This window comes from Flavitalea sp., from assembly GCF_035489435.1.
Taxonomy (GTDB): Bacteria; Bacteroidota; Bacteroidia; order Chitinophagales; family Chitinophagaceae; genus DATHKG01.
In genome coordinates, this window is sequence record NZ_DATHKG010000183.1 from 1 (window position 1) to 14708 (window position 14708).

The 14708-nt window shown below is 44.2% G+C and carries 10 protein-coding genes; 7 read left to right on the forward strand and 3 right to left on the reverse strand.

Features of this window, described 5'->3' with window-relative positions:
- Positions 1-274: 274 nt before the first annotated feature.
- The 5 genes from VK664_RS29190 to VK664_RS29210 all read left to right on the forward strand — a co-directional run bounded on the left by VK664_RS29190 (position 275) and on the right by VK664_RS29210 (position 8710).
- Positions 275-541 carry a hypothetical protein gene (locus VK664_RS29190; RefSeq protein WP_461402278.1) on the forward strand — a complete coding sequence of 89 codons (267 nt, stop codon included), beginning with the start codon at positions 275-277 and terminating at the stop codon, positions 539-541.
- Positions 542-974: 433 nt separating this feature from the next.
- Positions 975-2000, forward strand: coding sequence for a ScyD/ScyE family protein (locus VK664_RS29195; RefSeq protein WP_461402279.1), 1026 nt, complete (start codon positions 975-977; stop codon positions 1998-2000).
- Positions 2001-2532: 532 nt separating this feature from the next.
- Positions 2533-4029, forward strand: coding sequence for a serine hydrolase domain-containing protein (locus tag VK664_RS29200; RefSeq protein WP_461402280.1), 1497 nt, complete (start codon positions 2533-2535; stop codon positions 4027-4029).
- A 462-nt stretch (positions 4030-4491) separates the two neighbouring features.
- Complete coding sequence (locus VK664_RS29205) at positions 4492-5514, forward strand: LLM class flavin-dependent oxidoreductase (protein ID WP_461402281.1); 1023 nt, start codon at positions 4492-4494, stop codon at positions 5512-5514.
- A 421-nt stretch (positions 5515-5935) separates the two neighbouring features.
- Complete coding sequence (locus tag VK664_RS29210) at positions 5936-8710, forward strand: glycoside hydrolase family 2 protein (RefSeq protein WP_461402282.1); 2775 nt, start codon at positions 5936-5938, stop codon at positions 8708-8710.
- Positions 8711-9216: 506 nt separating this feature from the next.
- On the opposite strand, the gene VK664_RS29215 is transcribed toward VK664_RS29210, so the two are convergent.
- The gene (locus VK664_RS29215; RefSeq protein ID WP_461402283.1) at positions 9217-10020 is read right to left on the reverse strand and encodes a formylglycine-generating enzyme family protein; all 804 of its coding nucleotides are present in this window, start codon (positions 10018-10020) and stop codon (positions 9217-9219) included.
- Between the two features lie 46 nt (positions 10021-10066).
- Entirely contained in the window at positions 10067-10207 is a 141-nt protein-coding gene (locus tag VK664_RS29220; RefSeq protein ID WP_461402284.1) for a hypothetical protein, read from the reverse strand.
- A gap of 362 nt (positions 10208-10569) precedes the next feature.
- Between VK664_RS29220 and VK664_RS29225 the strand changes: the two genes are divergently transcribed.
- The gene (locus tag VK664_RS29225; protein ID WP_461402285.1) at positions 10570-10935 is read left to right on the forward strand and encodes a hypothetical protein; all 366 of its coding nucleotides are present in this window, start codon (positions 10570-10572) and stop codon (positions 10933-10935) included.
- A 220-nt stretch (positions 10936-11155) separates the two neighbouring features.
- Positions 11156-13432, forward strand: a complete 2277-nt coding sequence (locus VK664_RS29230) for a TonB-dependent receptor (RefSeq protein WP_461402286.1) — start codon at positions 11156-11158, stop codon at positions 13430-13432.
- A gap of 183 nt (positions 13433-13615) precedes the next feature.
- Here the strand turns inward: VK664_RS29230 and VK664_RS29235 are convergent, their stop codons facing one another.
- On the reverse strand, positions 13616-14686 hold the full coding sequence (locus tag VK664_RS29235) for a WD40/YVTN/BNR-like repeat-containing protein (RefSeq protein ID WP_461402287.1): 1071 nt from the start codon (positions 14684-14686) through the stop codon (positions 13616-13618).
- Positions 14687-14708 lie beyond the last annotated feature (22 nt).

Below are 14708 nucleotides of genomic sequence, written 5' to 3' on the forward strand. Positions count from 1 at the left end.
ATCAATTCAAGTAATTGCTGTTTGTTGCGCCTGGGTGGCCGGTGTTGCGGTTCTTGGTCGTCCATCGATCATTTTTTTAGTTAACGACAAATGTAACCGGCACATTTTGAAATTCAGTCGTGGTTCTGGTTAGAGGTTTACTTATAATAAACAATCGTCTGACCAATTCGTCTAATGATAGCATCTCTCTGGCCAACAGAATTTGTGTTACTGAGCGTTAGCTGTATTTCCTGAATTCTGCGCTCAAGATTGATACTAACTACAAAATTTTACATTGCAGAAAGCTCTTCTGGAGGAGGAAAATGCGAACCTGAGATTTAAACTTAATTCACTAGAGCAACAATTGAATCAATTGCAACAAATGATTTTCGGTTCCAGGCATGGACGTTTTGTTCCAACTCCCAGCATTCCGTCACAACTGGCATTTGATATTGAAGCAGAAATAGTAACACAGAATAGTATCATGGATGCTAAAAAGATTAGCTATACCAAAACTCTGCAGAAATCACAGACTCAAAGAAGGATCCTCCGGGACAGATGAAATTGCCTGAACACCTGGAACGTCGTGAGATTATTATAGAACGATTTAGCCATATATAGTATTTTATAATTAACTTACTATTACTACTACTACTCGTGGTGTGGACTGCAACGCGAGATTCAATTTTACTTTGCTTCCTCATTTCTGCAACGACAATTAGGATTATTTGCAATTATCAAAAGTTGCAGATACAGAAGGAAGCTAAAAACTTTCCGGGTTGAAAACAATACCCTATCCTGATAAGCTTCCTATCATAACAGCACTACATTGATTACCACGCTTCACTGCCCTTATGAAATATTAACATAAGTCGGTCTGCATACCCTTGTATAATATTTTCATCTCTTAAAGTTTTTATTATTCAAATTTCATTTACCCAACGCTGACTTCTGAATCTCAGGAATCATTTTTTAACCAATTAAAACGAAAAACAATGAAGAAGTTTATCGTCGACAGCCGAAATTTTATGCTACTGGCCTTTTGCTTTGCCATAGTTGTCCCGGGTTGCAAAAAAGGCGACATCCCCCATGATGTTCCACTATCCGCAAAACTGTTGGTTACGGGCCTGAAGGAGCTCCAGGGTAGTACCGTCGGCCCTGACAAGGCGTTGTACGTCACCGCACCACTCGACGGCACCATCTGGCGGGTAGACCCGAAGACCGGCGACTACACGCCCTTCACCACCGGGTTACCGAAGCGCGTCCCAGATCCGTTCTACATCGGTAGTGGAGTGGTCGATGTCGCCTTCCGTGGCAAGACTGCATATGCGCTGGTTACCGGTGTTGCACCGGATCTCGATGGTAAAGATATCGTTGGCATTTACCGTGTTGACGGCCCCGGTAGCTTTACCATCATGGCGGATATCGGCGCTTGGTCGATTGCCCATCCCCCGGTACCGGCCTTCTTCGTGCCAACCGGCTTCCAGTACGCGTTCGAACCTTATAAGGATGGTTTCATCGTCACTGACGGGCACCATAACCGCGTACTTTATGTCAAGCTCGATGGTAACATCAGTGAGGTGGTCGCCTTCGCGGATGTTGTGCCAACCGGGCTGGCGGTGAGAGACAACGCGATCTATCTCACCCAGGCCGGTCCCATTCCACACGAGCCTGAGCAAGCCAAGCTCATCTCTCTTTCACCAAAGGCCCCGACCCCCAGGGAACTGGCCTCGGCCGCCGGGTTGGAGGTTGGATTATTCGTCGACGTGGAATTTGGCCCCGGGAATAATCTCTATGCCCTCGCACAGGGCATCTGGGATGGGCCCTTTGAAGGGGCACCGGCGCTGCCGAATACCGGCGCGCTCCTGTTGCTCAAACCGGATGACACCTTCGGCGTCATCAAAGACGGCCTGAACCAACCCACTTCTATGGAGTTCATCGGCAACAAGGCTTACGTGGTTAGCCTCGCCGGAGAGGTGTGGGAGATCAACCATGTCTCGTCTTCGCCTTATGGTTATTAACAGTGCGTACCAGGGAACCAGGGAGTCTAATTCCTGCAACTTCGTTAGCGTAGCCGAACCCAGGTTCACTGGTAAAAAGTATTTCCGGAGGATTTACTAACGCCCACCATTTCACTTTAATAGTCCTCGTTTGCAACGAGGACTATTGATTTAGAAGCGCAGGTTCAAATCCTGAACAGGATAAGCATCAATGAGTGTGAAGTTTGCTATGAGCACTTTTTAAAAATGATCAGACTTATTCAAAATTGCGCCTCAGGGGGGTTGTGATACAATAGTTATAAACATGTGCAACAGAATTTATAGCTGCTGGTAACTTCAAAAATGATGCTGCCAGATTAGCTCCTTTCGCATGATAAGCAGCCTTAGCAAATTGATGGATGGACTTCGGTCAGTCATCAATTTGTCTTTTTGGTGTTGAAAAGCGCTATGGCAAAAAGTTGACTGAAACAATAATTACAATTTATGCAGCAATCGGTATGGTTGCCGGGAATCGGGCTGGATAGCTTTGCATCTTAACAAAAACACATTTTGTATGCAGTTGAAATCCCTCTTTCCATTTCATAAGTTTTTCTATTTCTATATTGGTTCACTGATGCTTTTGATAACTGCCTGCACCAAAACAGATCCGAATTCCAACCCGGCTGGATCAAATGGTGCAATTACCAGTTTTTCCTTTCAGCAATCCAATAATAGTATTCCGGTGAGTTCAACGGGTACCATAAACGGTACTGCTGTAACTGTATTTTTACCACCCGGAACAGTTGTTAACGTATTAAAGCCAAGCTTCACACTTTCTGCCGGAGCCGGCGCAACTGTAAATGGAGTGGTCCAACAGAGCGGAATTACTGCAGTTGATTTCACTAAACCAGTAACATATTCAATAAGCAACCCGGACGGGAGCGTACAAAACTTTATGGTCACAGTTATCACCGATATAACGGCCATTGACAATAACGTGATGGAGTTCATGAAAAAATATAATGTGCCGGGGTTGAGTATTTCAATCACAAAGGATGACCGGCTCGTTTATTCAAAAGGTTATGGCATTGCTGACTCAGCCACTCAACAGCCAGTCACACCATCCACTTTATTCAGGTTGGCAAGTGATTCAAAACAGTTCACAGCTGTAACCATTATGAAACTAATAGACCAGGGAAAAATTCAAATGACGGATAAAATTTTCGGCGCGGGCGCTATACTAGGGACCACTTATGGTAAAAAGGCTTATGGCAGGGGAGTAACCGACATAACAGTCAGTGACCTGTTGCATCATACATCTGGTGGATGGAGCACTGGTGGAAACGCATCTAATAGCTATAATGATCCGATGTTCAGCAAGCTATCTATGAATAACCAGGAATTAATCACATGGACTTTAGACAATGTTCCCCTGGATACTTTGCCCAACACCAATTTTGAATATTCCAATTTCGGATTCTTCCTGCTCGCGCGGGTAATCGAAAAAATTACCGGTCAACCCTATGCGCAGGCGGTCCAGGATCTCGTTTTAACCCCATCCGGAATTTCAGACATGGCTATTGCCGGGAATACACTTGCGAATCGTTTAAACAATGAAGCAGTTTATTACATCCAGGAAAGTCAAAGCCCTTATGGTCTTAATATAAGCAGGGCAGATGGATGTGCAGGTTGGATAGCCAGCTCAGTTGATCTTGTGAAATTTATGACTCATATCGACCAGTTGAATCCGGTCCAGGATATTATTTCTCCTGCAGCTTTCAATATTATGACCGCTACCACACCTGTCAGTGACGGCTATGCAAGCGGATGGTGCGTTTATTCGGATAATGGCGGTTATGAACACCAGGGGAGTTTGCCGGGAACGTCTTCTGACCAGGCATTTTTAACACAGTTAATGAACCCTGCGAACGTTGGCAATTTCAGTTTCGGGGTCGTTGTAAATACCCGGAATTTCGATGCGAACTATGGCAGCGATCTGGATAATATATTCTGGAACTCGCTGCCTGGAGTTATTTCCTGGCCCGGTTACGATTTATTTAAGGTTAACTAATATAATTGATTCAATAATTATATGCATTGCAACATGGCATATACCTGGCAGAACCATTGTGGTGTAATTTTGATTTATCAATCAGCTCTTTAATAAACTGAATAAACTTATAAAATTTTATAAACTTAATAATCAGATTTATTCCGGTTAAATCCGGGAGTCAATCATGGGGTGTAAAAAAACACCCTTAACTTTTTTTCATGCAGGCAGTTAGTTTAGGTACGGCCCGGGTTTCTACCCGGGCTTTTGTTCTGTTTAGCTATGCATTGCGATAAACCCGATGGTGAAAGTCCATTACGGGTTTGTATTCACTAACTTCATTCCTTGTGAAGTTATTATGCCATGAAAGATGTTCAGTGGTTCTGGCATTCACTAGTCCCGTAAAAGGTAACCCGTGAACAATTGTTCCTCATGATAGTTATACTATCCAGACAAACACAAACGCAATTTTACAAGGCTTACATGAAAAAGATAGGATTTTTATCATTTGGTCACTGGTCAAATAATCCGGCATATGCCACCAGGACAGCCAGCGATACCTTGCTTCAGTCTATCGACCTGGCAGTCGCGGCAGAGGAAATCGGCATCGATGGCGCATATTTTCGTGTTCATCACTTTGCCCGGCAACTTGCTTCCCCATTTCCATTATTGTCAGCTATCGGAATCAAAACAAGCAAAATAGAAATAGGCACAGGGGTAATTGATATGCGCTATGAAAATCCCTTATACATGGTGGAAGATGCCGGTGCTGCAGATCTGATCTCGCGCGGCAGGCTGCAACTTGGTATCAGCAGGGGATCGCCTGAACAGGTTATTGAAGGATGGAAACACTTCGGTTACGGGCTGCAAAAGGATGAAACGGATGCCGATATGGGTCGTGTGAAGGCGCTTCAGTTTCTCGATAAACTGAGAGGGGTGGGTTTCGCAGCACCGAATCCACATCCGATGTTTCCAAATCCACCTGGCCTTTTACGAATAGAACCATTTTCAGAGGGATTGGCTGACCGCATCTGGTGGGGCGCAGCTTCTAATGCAACTGCAATATGGGCCGCGGAAAACGGGATGCACCTGCAAAGTTCGACATTGAAATTTGATGAAAGCGGAAAGCCGTTTCATATTCAGCAGGCCGAACAAATCAGGTTATTCAAAGAAGCCTGGAAAAAGGCAGGACACAAAAATGAACCAAGAGTTTCAGTGAGCCGTTCAATTTTTGCTTTGGTCAATGATAAGGACAGACTTTATTTTGGTAGGGATGCCAACAGCAAAGATCAGATCGGATCAATAGAAATGAACAGGCAGGCGATTTTTGGAAGAAGTTACGCTGCAGAGCCGGATCAGCTCATCAAAGAACTTGCGCAGGATGAAGCGATCAAAGAAGCAGATACAGTGCTTTTGACGATACCGAATACTTTGGGTGTCGATTACAATGTGCACGTTCTTTCTTCGATCATAAACCATGTAGCACCAGGGTTGGGATGGCGATAACACAAAAAATGCCATCTTTCGATATCATGGGCATTTTTTGGGGAATTAGAAAAACCAATTCCTGGGGATCTTAAACAAACAAAGTTTAGCCTGACAGCCCACAGTAGTTTGAACTTAGTTTAGAAGTTGGCTGTAGGTTGTTTAAACTTTTGAGTTTCTCTTTTATCTATAAGATTTCCTGATGTAAAAAAAGCTGTACCAATTATCGATCTTAAACGATCGGAATAGATAAGTGAATGGTCAAAATCGTTTACAAAGACGGTCGGAACAAAGTATAGTTTCGTAAGAAGACTATAATACTATGCTTAGGAACTGCCCGAATAAGATAATTAAAAATATTACACCCGGCCTTGTACAGGCGTCTATACCGGAGATGGATAATCGAAGCGCAGGTACCCAGCGTAAAACGGGCAATCCTGTTATGATGCTGTTTTTCATAAGTGCCAGTCGTTTGGTGCCGGCAGTAATTGCGACCATACTCGCATTGAGTATCCATCCAGTTGCTACGCTCGCTCAGAGGGAACACGTTGGGCTTAACGGTGATTGGGATTTTAAGTTGGACCCCAGGGAACAAGGTGTCGCATTTGGCTGGCCTGCAGCTGGCGTCCCCTTCGATCGAACAATTGCTGTTCCCGGTGCCTGGCAGGCGCAAGGTGCAGGCGAGCCGAATGGCATGCTCCGGCACGACTACACAGGAGCGGCCTGGTATCGGCGAAAGGTGTCTATCCCATCCACTTGGCGCGGCAAGGTCATTACCCTTCGCATTGGCGGTGCCCACCTGGAGACGGCTCTGTTCGTCAATGGGCAACAGATTGGTGAACACAGTGGATTTAGCGCTCCGTTCTCATTTGATGTTAGCAAAGCACTGATTCCTGGTAAAGAAAACGTCATCGCGCTTCGCATTGCCAACCCGGGTGCGGTTCCGTTGGAGAGTCCCGACAAGCAGCTGCCTGCCCGCCCGACGGGTATGCTGAACTACATTGGCAATTGGGGCGGGATATACGGCAACGTTGAGCTTCGCGCCACCAATGCGATATTCATCGAGCACGTCTATGTGAAAAGCGACATTGAACGCAAGACGGCTTCATTCATAGTAACCGTCAAAAATCAACGAACAGGTACGTTCACCGGAGAACTGGACGTTAAGGTCAGTAGTGACACGAAGCAACAAATGTCATTGAAGCTTGCGGCGGGCGAACGAGCCGAGGTTAAAATGACGGTGCCCATTAAGAACATGCAATTATGGTCGCCTGATCAACCGAATCTCTATACAGCCACAGTGGGCTTGCTTGAAAAAGGTCGTGAGATCGATCGCACCCAGGAACGGTTCGGCATGCGCGAACTGGTCACCCGCGGAAATGTACTGTTGCTGAATGGCAAACCGCTGTACCTGCGCGGCTATGGCGATGACAACATCGAGGTGCTTACCGGCTTTCCACCAGGCTCTCGGGAAACGTACCTCCAACGCTTGCGACGGGCGCGCGATTTCGGATTCAACACAGTGCGTTTTCATTCAATGACCCCATCAGAGGATTTTTTCCAGGCCGCCGACGAGGTGGGGCTCCTCGTAATGGCAGAACTACCAGCCGCCTACACACAATACGTGTTACCGCACCGGGCGTTTCTGCGGAACGAGCTGCGTGATATACTAATGGCCTACAGGAATCACCCTTCGCTCCTGTCATTGGCCTTCGGAAACGAATTTAACCTGAATTGGCTTAAGACGGAAGCAGAGCGTAAGGACTTTCTTAAGGTCGTGGACAGCTTTTACCGGTTCGCGAAATCATTACACCCGGATGGACTTATACTTTCCAATGACGGCTTTTTTATGCAACCAACGGACATGGTTAGCCGCTACGGTAACGGTATCCCCAGTCATCCATCAATAAAGCACGAGTTCGGAGATTATTATTGCTCGTTACCCGACATCTCGTTGATCGACAAATTCACGGGTGTTGTTCTTCCGGGTTGGCTGCATGCTAAAAAGAATTGGGTAGCTGATCAGGGCCTTACAAACAGATATACCGAGTATGTCCGTAATTCTCAACGCCTGCAACAGATGGGGCGAAAATACCAGATCGAACGTGTACGTCACCGGCAGGATTTCATGGGTTATCACTATTGGCTGATAGTGGACTTTCCGGGTGGCACCGGCGAGGGCGACTCCTGGGAAGAGGGCTGGTTTGATTACTTCTGGAACCCAAAAAACATTTCACCGCAGCAGGGCCAGATGCTTAACAACGCGGTAATTCCACTGCTTACAACGACTATCGACAATTACACATTCTGGAACGATTCGGTGCGCCAGGTGGAGGTGAGTTTGTCAAACTACGGCGACAAAAATTTGCAGGACGTTACCCTCTCATGGAAGGTCGTGTCAAACAGCAAAACGTTAGCATCCGGAACTACAAAAGTGAGCCAGCCTATGGGTATCGTGGGCCCCGTTACGCGGATTACGCTGCCGCCAATGCCGTCACCGGAAGCCCGCAAAGTGGAGCTGATTGTTGAAGTAGATGGCGCGCACAGTAACAGATGGTCCTTTTGGACATTTCCGCGGAGTAAATTACTCCAACGCCCGAAGTTGCCCTTGTACGCTGATACAATATGGCCCGGCATGAAAAGGCAGTACTCCTTCGTGCAGGAGAAAACCACTCCGGCCGGTGGGGGCCTGCTGGTAACTTCCAGGCTCGACGAAAATGCCTTGCAACACCTGGATGCAGGAGGAAGGGTATGGTTAATGGCTGAGCCGCCAAAAAACGCCAAAAACGGCGCTGTAAGTTTTCTGCCTGCGCAGGGTGGTGCGCTCGGCACAGTAATATTAAATCATCCCTCGCTGGAGGGCTTTCCACATGAGGGATTCGCTGATTGGCAGCTCTACACACTTATGGATGGTGCAACACCTTTTTCTCTGGATAAATGGCCCGCAACGCTTACTCCCATTATCGGCGGCATTCGCACCAAGGCCGGGTTTCTCAGTAAAAGTAAGGATCTGTCCCGCGTTGGATATGCGTTCGAAGCGAAGGTCGGCAGGGGCAGTCTGCTCGTCACCAGTCTGCGTTTCAGGGATCACTTAGATAACGAACACCCGGAAGCGATCCACTTGTTTGACCGGTTTTTACAATACGCGAGCGGATCTTCATTTGCTCCAAAGGTCGAGGTCGGATCGGATCTTTTGCAAGGGCTGAACATCCAATAATCCGATAACACATGGCTCATCTCATAATTAAATAGATAACTGAAAGCAGGCTTCTGTGTGGAAAAGTAGTTTGCTGTGCAACACCGGCCGGATCATGCAAAAGGCCCTGAAGTAATTGCTGCAAGAACAATTACCATCGATGATACCAAAGACCCCGATATACCAGACCCCAATTTATATTGCTGTTACATTTACGCTGAACCGGTGGAATGAATTATTTGCATACACTGCTGACGGGATGTTAGAAGACAATAACCAACTGTACGAGCTCGGTTGATAACATAAAAAAAAGCCCCATCTTTCGACGAGACTTCTTAAAGCGTGACCGCGTCTGGATTCAAACCTAATGCATCTCACTTTCATACTGATTGGATAAATACCTGGTTATATTTAAACTGTCAGTAAATCTATACAAAATGGGATTTGTTGTTTCGAGCGCTTCTCTATAAATTAAATAATCTTCTTTCAATTCTTTTGAAGTAAATATCTTCTTGTATTTAGCTTTATCAGGGTAATGCAAGCCGGAAACCCACACGAGCACTTCTATCGTTTGCATAACCCATACTTCCACTGGTAGTGTGGTAATCGGTAGGATGTCCGCCCCAACTACCGCCCCGGATGACGTGACCATATCCAGTTGAAGGCCCTTCGGGGTCTGTGTTAGCGCCAGGCAAAGCATCTGGATTAAAGAAATCCCGGCACCACTCGGCAACATTTCCAGACATATTGTAAATCCCTAGTTCGTTGGGGTGATTCTTATCGACAGGGTGTGCCTGGCCCACAAACAGGCGCTGAGAAGTGACAACTTCGTCAACATTATCACTGCCGGCATATTTATACTTCTTGCTGTTCTTTCCACCGCGTGCTGCAAATTCCCATTGTGCCTCAGTTGGAAGCTGGTAACGTTTGCCTGTCGCTGCATTTAATTTCCGAATGAAAGACTGAATTTCATTCCAGCTAACTTCCTCTACCGGACAACTATCACAACCCTGATGAAGTGAAAAATTAAGGCTATCACCCATTACCGGTTTCCATTCCGCCTGAGTAATTTCATACTTTCCGATACTAAAAGTGCTGACGGTTACTTGCCGGGTTCGGTCAGTATTTCCCAATCCTTGTCCCTTGCTATCGCTTGTTTGGCCCATCATATAGCTTCCTCCTTCGACTAATACCATTTCCGGTTCTTTCACTTTTGGCACTGAATCCATTAATATTCCCTCATCTAATATTGAAGCTTTCGTGAGCGAATCAAAAGAAAATAGTGTCGAGCAAAAAGAAACCAGCAAAATAAGATTACATGTCTTTTTCATTATAGATGGGGTTAAGGTTTTTGTTTAGGGTCGGAATTACGTTCAACTAACTGAGTTTCTTCCATTCCGCCTGGTAAACATCGAAAGTAATTTCTCCACGGTCGTATCGCGCTTTAATTACATTAAATAGAATCACAAAGCCGAGAATTGCTCCAGCGATATAAATCAAAAATAGTGTGTTGCTCATGGGACAATTTATGAAACATTAGTGTTTCCAGTTTAAGAATTTGTACATCATCATTACCTGGTCTCTTTAGAAAGATGCCGTCATAATTAACGTGACACCCTGCTGCTTTAAGCAGTTACTATATTCGTAGTCCCAAACAACCCTCCACCCATTGCAGCACATTTGCAGGCAAACAAATCCTGACTCAAAGACAACCTGCAAAAGAGCTGCAATCGCCCACAAACGGCAGACTTTCATTGAGACGAGAACACCATAATTGCTTTCATCTAATCAGAACTCTAACACATCAAAATCCATTTTTACGTGCTTTACGTAATTACCTATCATCCATGATTAAAATTCAGTTAATTTTGTAGATTAGGGTGAAAACTATCGCTGCATATTATTTTCTACTACTTTACACACTTGCCATGTGTAAGCCTATATTACCATTAGTACAGGATGACCTTGCCCATATTTTTTGGAAAGCTAAACACCTTGCCACAGTCCACCACCATCACGGTGACCATCATGCCGAAGAAGAAATTGCGGAAGCAGAACACGAAGAAAATGCTGATAAGCAACCGGCAACAACTAAAACTTCTGAGCCTGTAGCTGTTCATATAGTTGTAGAAATCCTTTACAGCATTTCGCGACTAACTATACACCAGCAACAGTTTGCAGTGAACATTTGTAATTTTTCTACTGTTTCATTAGACAAGTACTATCCTCCACCAAAGTGTTGTTAATTCCGTTTAATTAATTATTTAACAGTACAAGCATTTCTTGCATGCCTTACGCATAGAAGCAACAACAGCTATGTCGTGATCATTGCAGCATACTGCTTATGCTTTAATTATTCGGTGACCCTCCTTTATTTATTCAGCATTAAATCATTTAGCCAAAGTGGTGCTTTCGCACTGCAAATAATGGCTATCTGATTTTGTATACCTCAAACATTTCACACTCATGTATTTTTTTACAAAGAGGTTCAATTACTTTTTGATTTTGTGCCTGGTCGTTTTCTATAGTGAGAAATTAACTGCCGGAAACATCCATAAAGGGATTTACATTATAAACGCATCTTCAAAAGCACCCATTCAGGATGCAACAGTACAAAGCGAGGATTTGGTTTTCAATGCCTCATCAGACGAAAATGGTTTTGTAAGCTTTAGATCATTGCCTGCATCGGCTGTTAAACTAATTATTACTAGCATCGGATTTGAACCAAAAACCATTGCCGTTTCAAGCATTTTACTCTCTGAACAGCCATCAATTATTTACCTGGACACTAAAGTCTCCAGCTTGGCGGAAGTAGAGGTAAAAGCATCAGCAAACAAAGGTGTTTTTAGAACCATAAGCGACATTGACATTCATTTGCGACCCATCAATAATTCGCAGGAGGTATTAAGAATGGTTCCTGGTTTGTTCATCGGGCAACATGCCGGTGGTGGCAAAGCAGAACAAATCTTTTTACGAGGTTTTGATATTGACCACGGCACTGATATAAACATTTCAGTTGACGGCCTTCCCGTAAATATGGTTTCTCATGCCCACGGCCAGGGATATGCTGATTTGCATTGGGTAATACCTGAATTAATAGAGAAGGTCAACTTCAATAAAGGACCATACTTTGCTGATAAAGGAAACTTTACCACAGCTGGTTTTGTGGAGTTTAAAACAAAAGACTATTTGGAAAACAACTTCATAAAAGTTGAAGGCGGACAGTTCAATACCTTTCGTGGCATAACTGCTATCAATCTTATAAAGCAGAAAGGTGACAGAAGAAACCAGAGTTTATACTTTGCCGGTGAAGGTTCTTATTCGAAAGGGTTTTTTGACAGCCCCCAGGACTTTACCCGCTTCAATGGCACTTTAAAATATCACGGCAGCATCAGCCATAACAGCACCTTAACCACAACCTTAACAGGATTTACAAGCAAATGGAATGCGTCAGGGCAGATACCAGACAGAGCCGTAGAAAGTGGGCTGGTAGGATTTTATGGAGCAATCGACAATACAGAAGGAGGCAAAACATCACGGTATAATGCAAACATAGAATTATTAACCAACCTGGATAATGGTTCAGTAATCCGCAATCAGGTATTCTATAGCAGGTACAAATTTGAACTCTATTCAAACTTCACCTTCTTTAAAGAAGACCCTGTTAATGGTGACCAGATACGGCAAAAAGAAGACAGGAATATCTTCGGCTACAACGGCTCGTATCAAAAGGAGTTTTTCTTAGGCAGCATTAAAACAGAAACAAAGGCAGGGATTCAGTTAAGATACGATGATGTAAATGATATAGAACTAACACGGACAAAGAACAGAACTGTAAATACAGCTGACATTATGCTTGGGGATGTTAATGAAATGAATGCAGGTGCTTATTGGGCACAACGTTTTTCTGTTTCAAAAAAGCTGGATATTACAGGAGCATTAAGAGCAGATTATTTTACAAATAAGTACAATGATAAGTTAGCAGCAAAGGAACTTTCATCATCTTCAACAATCCTTAGTCCGAAAATAAATTTCAACTACAGGGCAAGTGACAAGGTGCAACTGTACCTCTATAACGGAAGAGGGTTTCACAGCAATGATACAAGAGTAGCAGTACAACAAGATGGAAGGAAAGTTTTACCGCCGGCTTATGGTACAGACTTAGGAGCCATTTTTAAAGTAGGTAATAAAATAGTACTTCAAACTGCTTTGTGGTATCTATGGCTCGACCAGGAATTTGTTTATGTGGGCGATGAAGGTGTAGTAGAACCAGGTGGGCAATCAAAAAGATACGGCTATGATTTGTCAGTCAGATATGAAGTAACTAAAAACCTATATGCCGACCTGGATGTAAGTCTTGCAAACCCAAGAGCAATAGGAGTTGATAAAGCAGAAAGTTATTTACCATTAGCGCCAAGGTTTACAAGTGTAGGCGGATTAACATATAGAAGACAATACGGTTTAAACGGCAGCTTACGTTATCGCTTCATGGATGACAGACCAGCGAATGAAGACAATAGTGTTGTTGCAAAAGGATACTTTGTAACGGATGCAACAATCAACTATACAAAGAAAAGATGGGAGGCGGGCATAGCGATTCAAAACCTGTTTGATGTAAAATGGAAAGAAACACAATTTGATACAGAAAGCAGGTTGCAAAACGAACCAGCACCGGTTTCAGAAATACATTTTACACCCGGTACACCATTTTTTGCAAGGGCAAGTTTTACATTATTTTTCTAACGAATGTTCTATAGGACCTGCTCAAATGCAAATAAGCTGCGGGGGGCAGGCTGATCAAACCATTTCTACAAAAGCCAGCCCCCAACAGCTTTATTTGTCCTACGCTTCCGGTACCCCAATAATCTGGAATAGCTTTTAATTATTTAACGACCGGCTGCGCCTTTAAAGTCCGTGAGGAACTTTTCAACATCCTCCCTTGCTGGGTATGGCATAGATCACGTTGCCTGAAACAAATAAATTGAAGATCTTACCGTCGATAGAAGGAAGTAATAATTTCCATTTTTTTCCCTTGTCAGATGATCTGAAAATGCCGTGGGGATGAGCACAAAAGAGGTTTTCACCAATCTTGTTAATAGAAGATATGTATGGATGTACACGGGGGCGATTCTCCCAGGTCCGCCCTACTGAATCAATAAACTCTTTGTTGTGAGGACCGGCATCAATGCGCTGCCAGGTCTTACCACTGTCGTAGGATCTGCTTAGTCTCCTGGTACCTGACTCTGAACTGGCAGTGATAGCAATGAATCCACCTTTGATCGGTTTTACATCGAAAGCCACACTGTCCTCACTAGTCGTCACTACCCAGTTTTCGCCATTGTCGGTCGATCTTATTATCTTTCTCATACTGATTGCCAGCAGTAAGCCATTCGACTCTGCCAAATGCCCTACCAAGCCTCCCTCACGGACATGTTTCCAGGTTTTTCCATCGTTAGTAGTTTTAAAAAAGCCTCTGCTGGTACCGATGAAAATTGTACCTCCGGCAGTCTCAAAAGTGATGTGTATCCCTGGCTCCTGAGGATTTTCGAATATCGACCATACACTCGTTCCGTTTGGTCTTTTCAAGTTTAAAGCCCAGCGATTGTAGGCAACTATCCCGGACTTAGTGGGCGCAATGCTGCTATGTTCCACGAAGTCTCGGGGCTGGCTGTCAGGCAAAATCTCTTTGGTCCAAAAAGGAGCTGTGGCGTTTGGTGTATTGTGATAGAGTTCACTTCCAACCCTTAAAGACAGCCCTTTATCATTTGCAAAGATGCTATCACCCCGGATACCATCTTTAAGCAAATTATCAGGCAGCCCTTTGCTGATGTCTTGCCAGGTTTGTCCGCCGTCTTTAGATTTGAAAACTGCGTTTGAAAGCCCTTCTTTATTTCTAATTACTTTGTCCGCATCCTTTACTTTTAGCACAAAAGAATTTAATATAAATAATGCCAGGAGAATGGCCAGAACAAACACAGATAATCTTTTCCTTTTCATAATTTTAATTGAACAATCGGTT

Bases quoted from the DNA above. Each gene is read 5' to 3' on its own strand.
- VK664_RS29195 (WP_461402279.1), top strand. From the start codon at position 975: ATGAAGAAGTTTATCGTCGACAGCCGAAATTTTATGCTACTGGCCTTT.
- VK664_RS29200 (WP_461402280.1), top strand. From the start codon at position 2,533: ATGCAGTTGAAATCCCTCTTTCCATTTCATAAGTTTTTCTATTTCTAT.
- VK664_RS29205 (WP_461402281.1), top strand. From the start codon at position 4,492: ATGAAAAAGATAGGATTTTTATCATTTGGTCACTGGTCAAATAATCCG.
- VK664_RS29210 (WP_461402282.1), top strand. From the start codon at position 5,936: ATGATGCTGTTTTTCATAAGTGCCAGTCGTTTGGTGCCGGCAGTAATT.
- VK664_RS29215 (WP_461402283.1), bottom strand. From the start codon at position 10,020: ATGAAAAAGACATGTAATCTTATTTTGCTGGTTTCTTTTTGCTCGACA.
- VK664_RS29220 (WP_461402284.1), bottom strand. From the start codon at position 10,207: ATGAGCAACACACTATTTTTGATTTATATCGCTGGAGCAATTCTCGGC.
- VK664_RS29230 (WP_461402286.1), top strand. From the start codon at position 11,156: ATGTATTTTTTTACAAAGAGGTTCAATTACTTTTTGATTTTGTGCCTG.
- VK664_RS29235 (WP_461402287.1), bottom strand. From the start codon at position 14,686: ATGAAAAGGAAAAGATTATCTGTGTTTGTTCTGGCCATTCTCCTGGCA.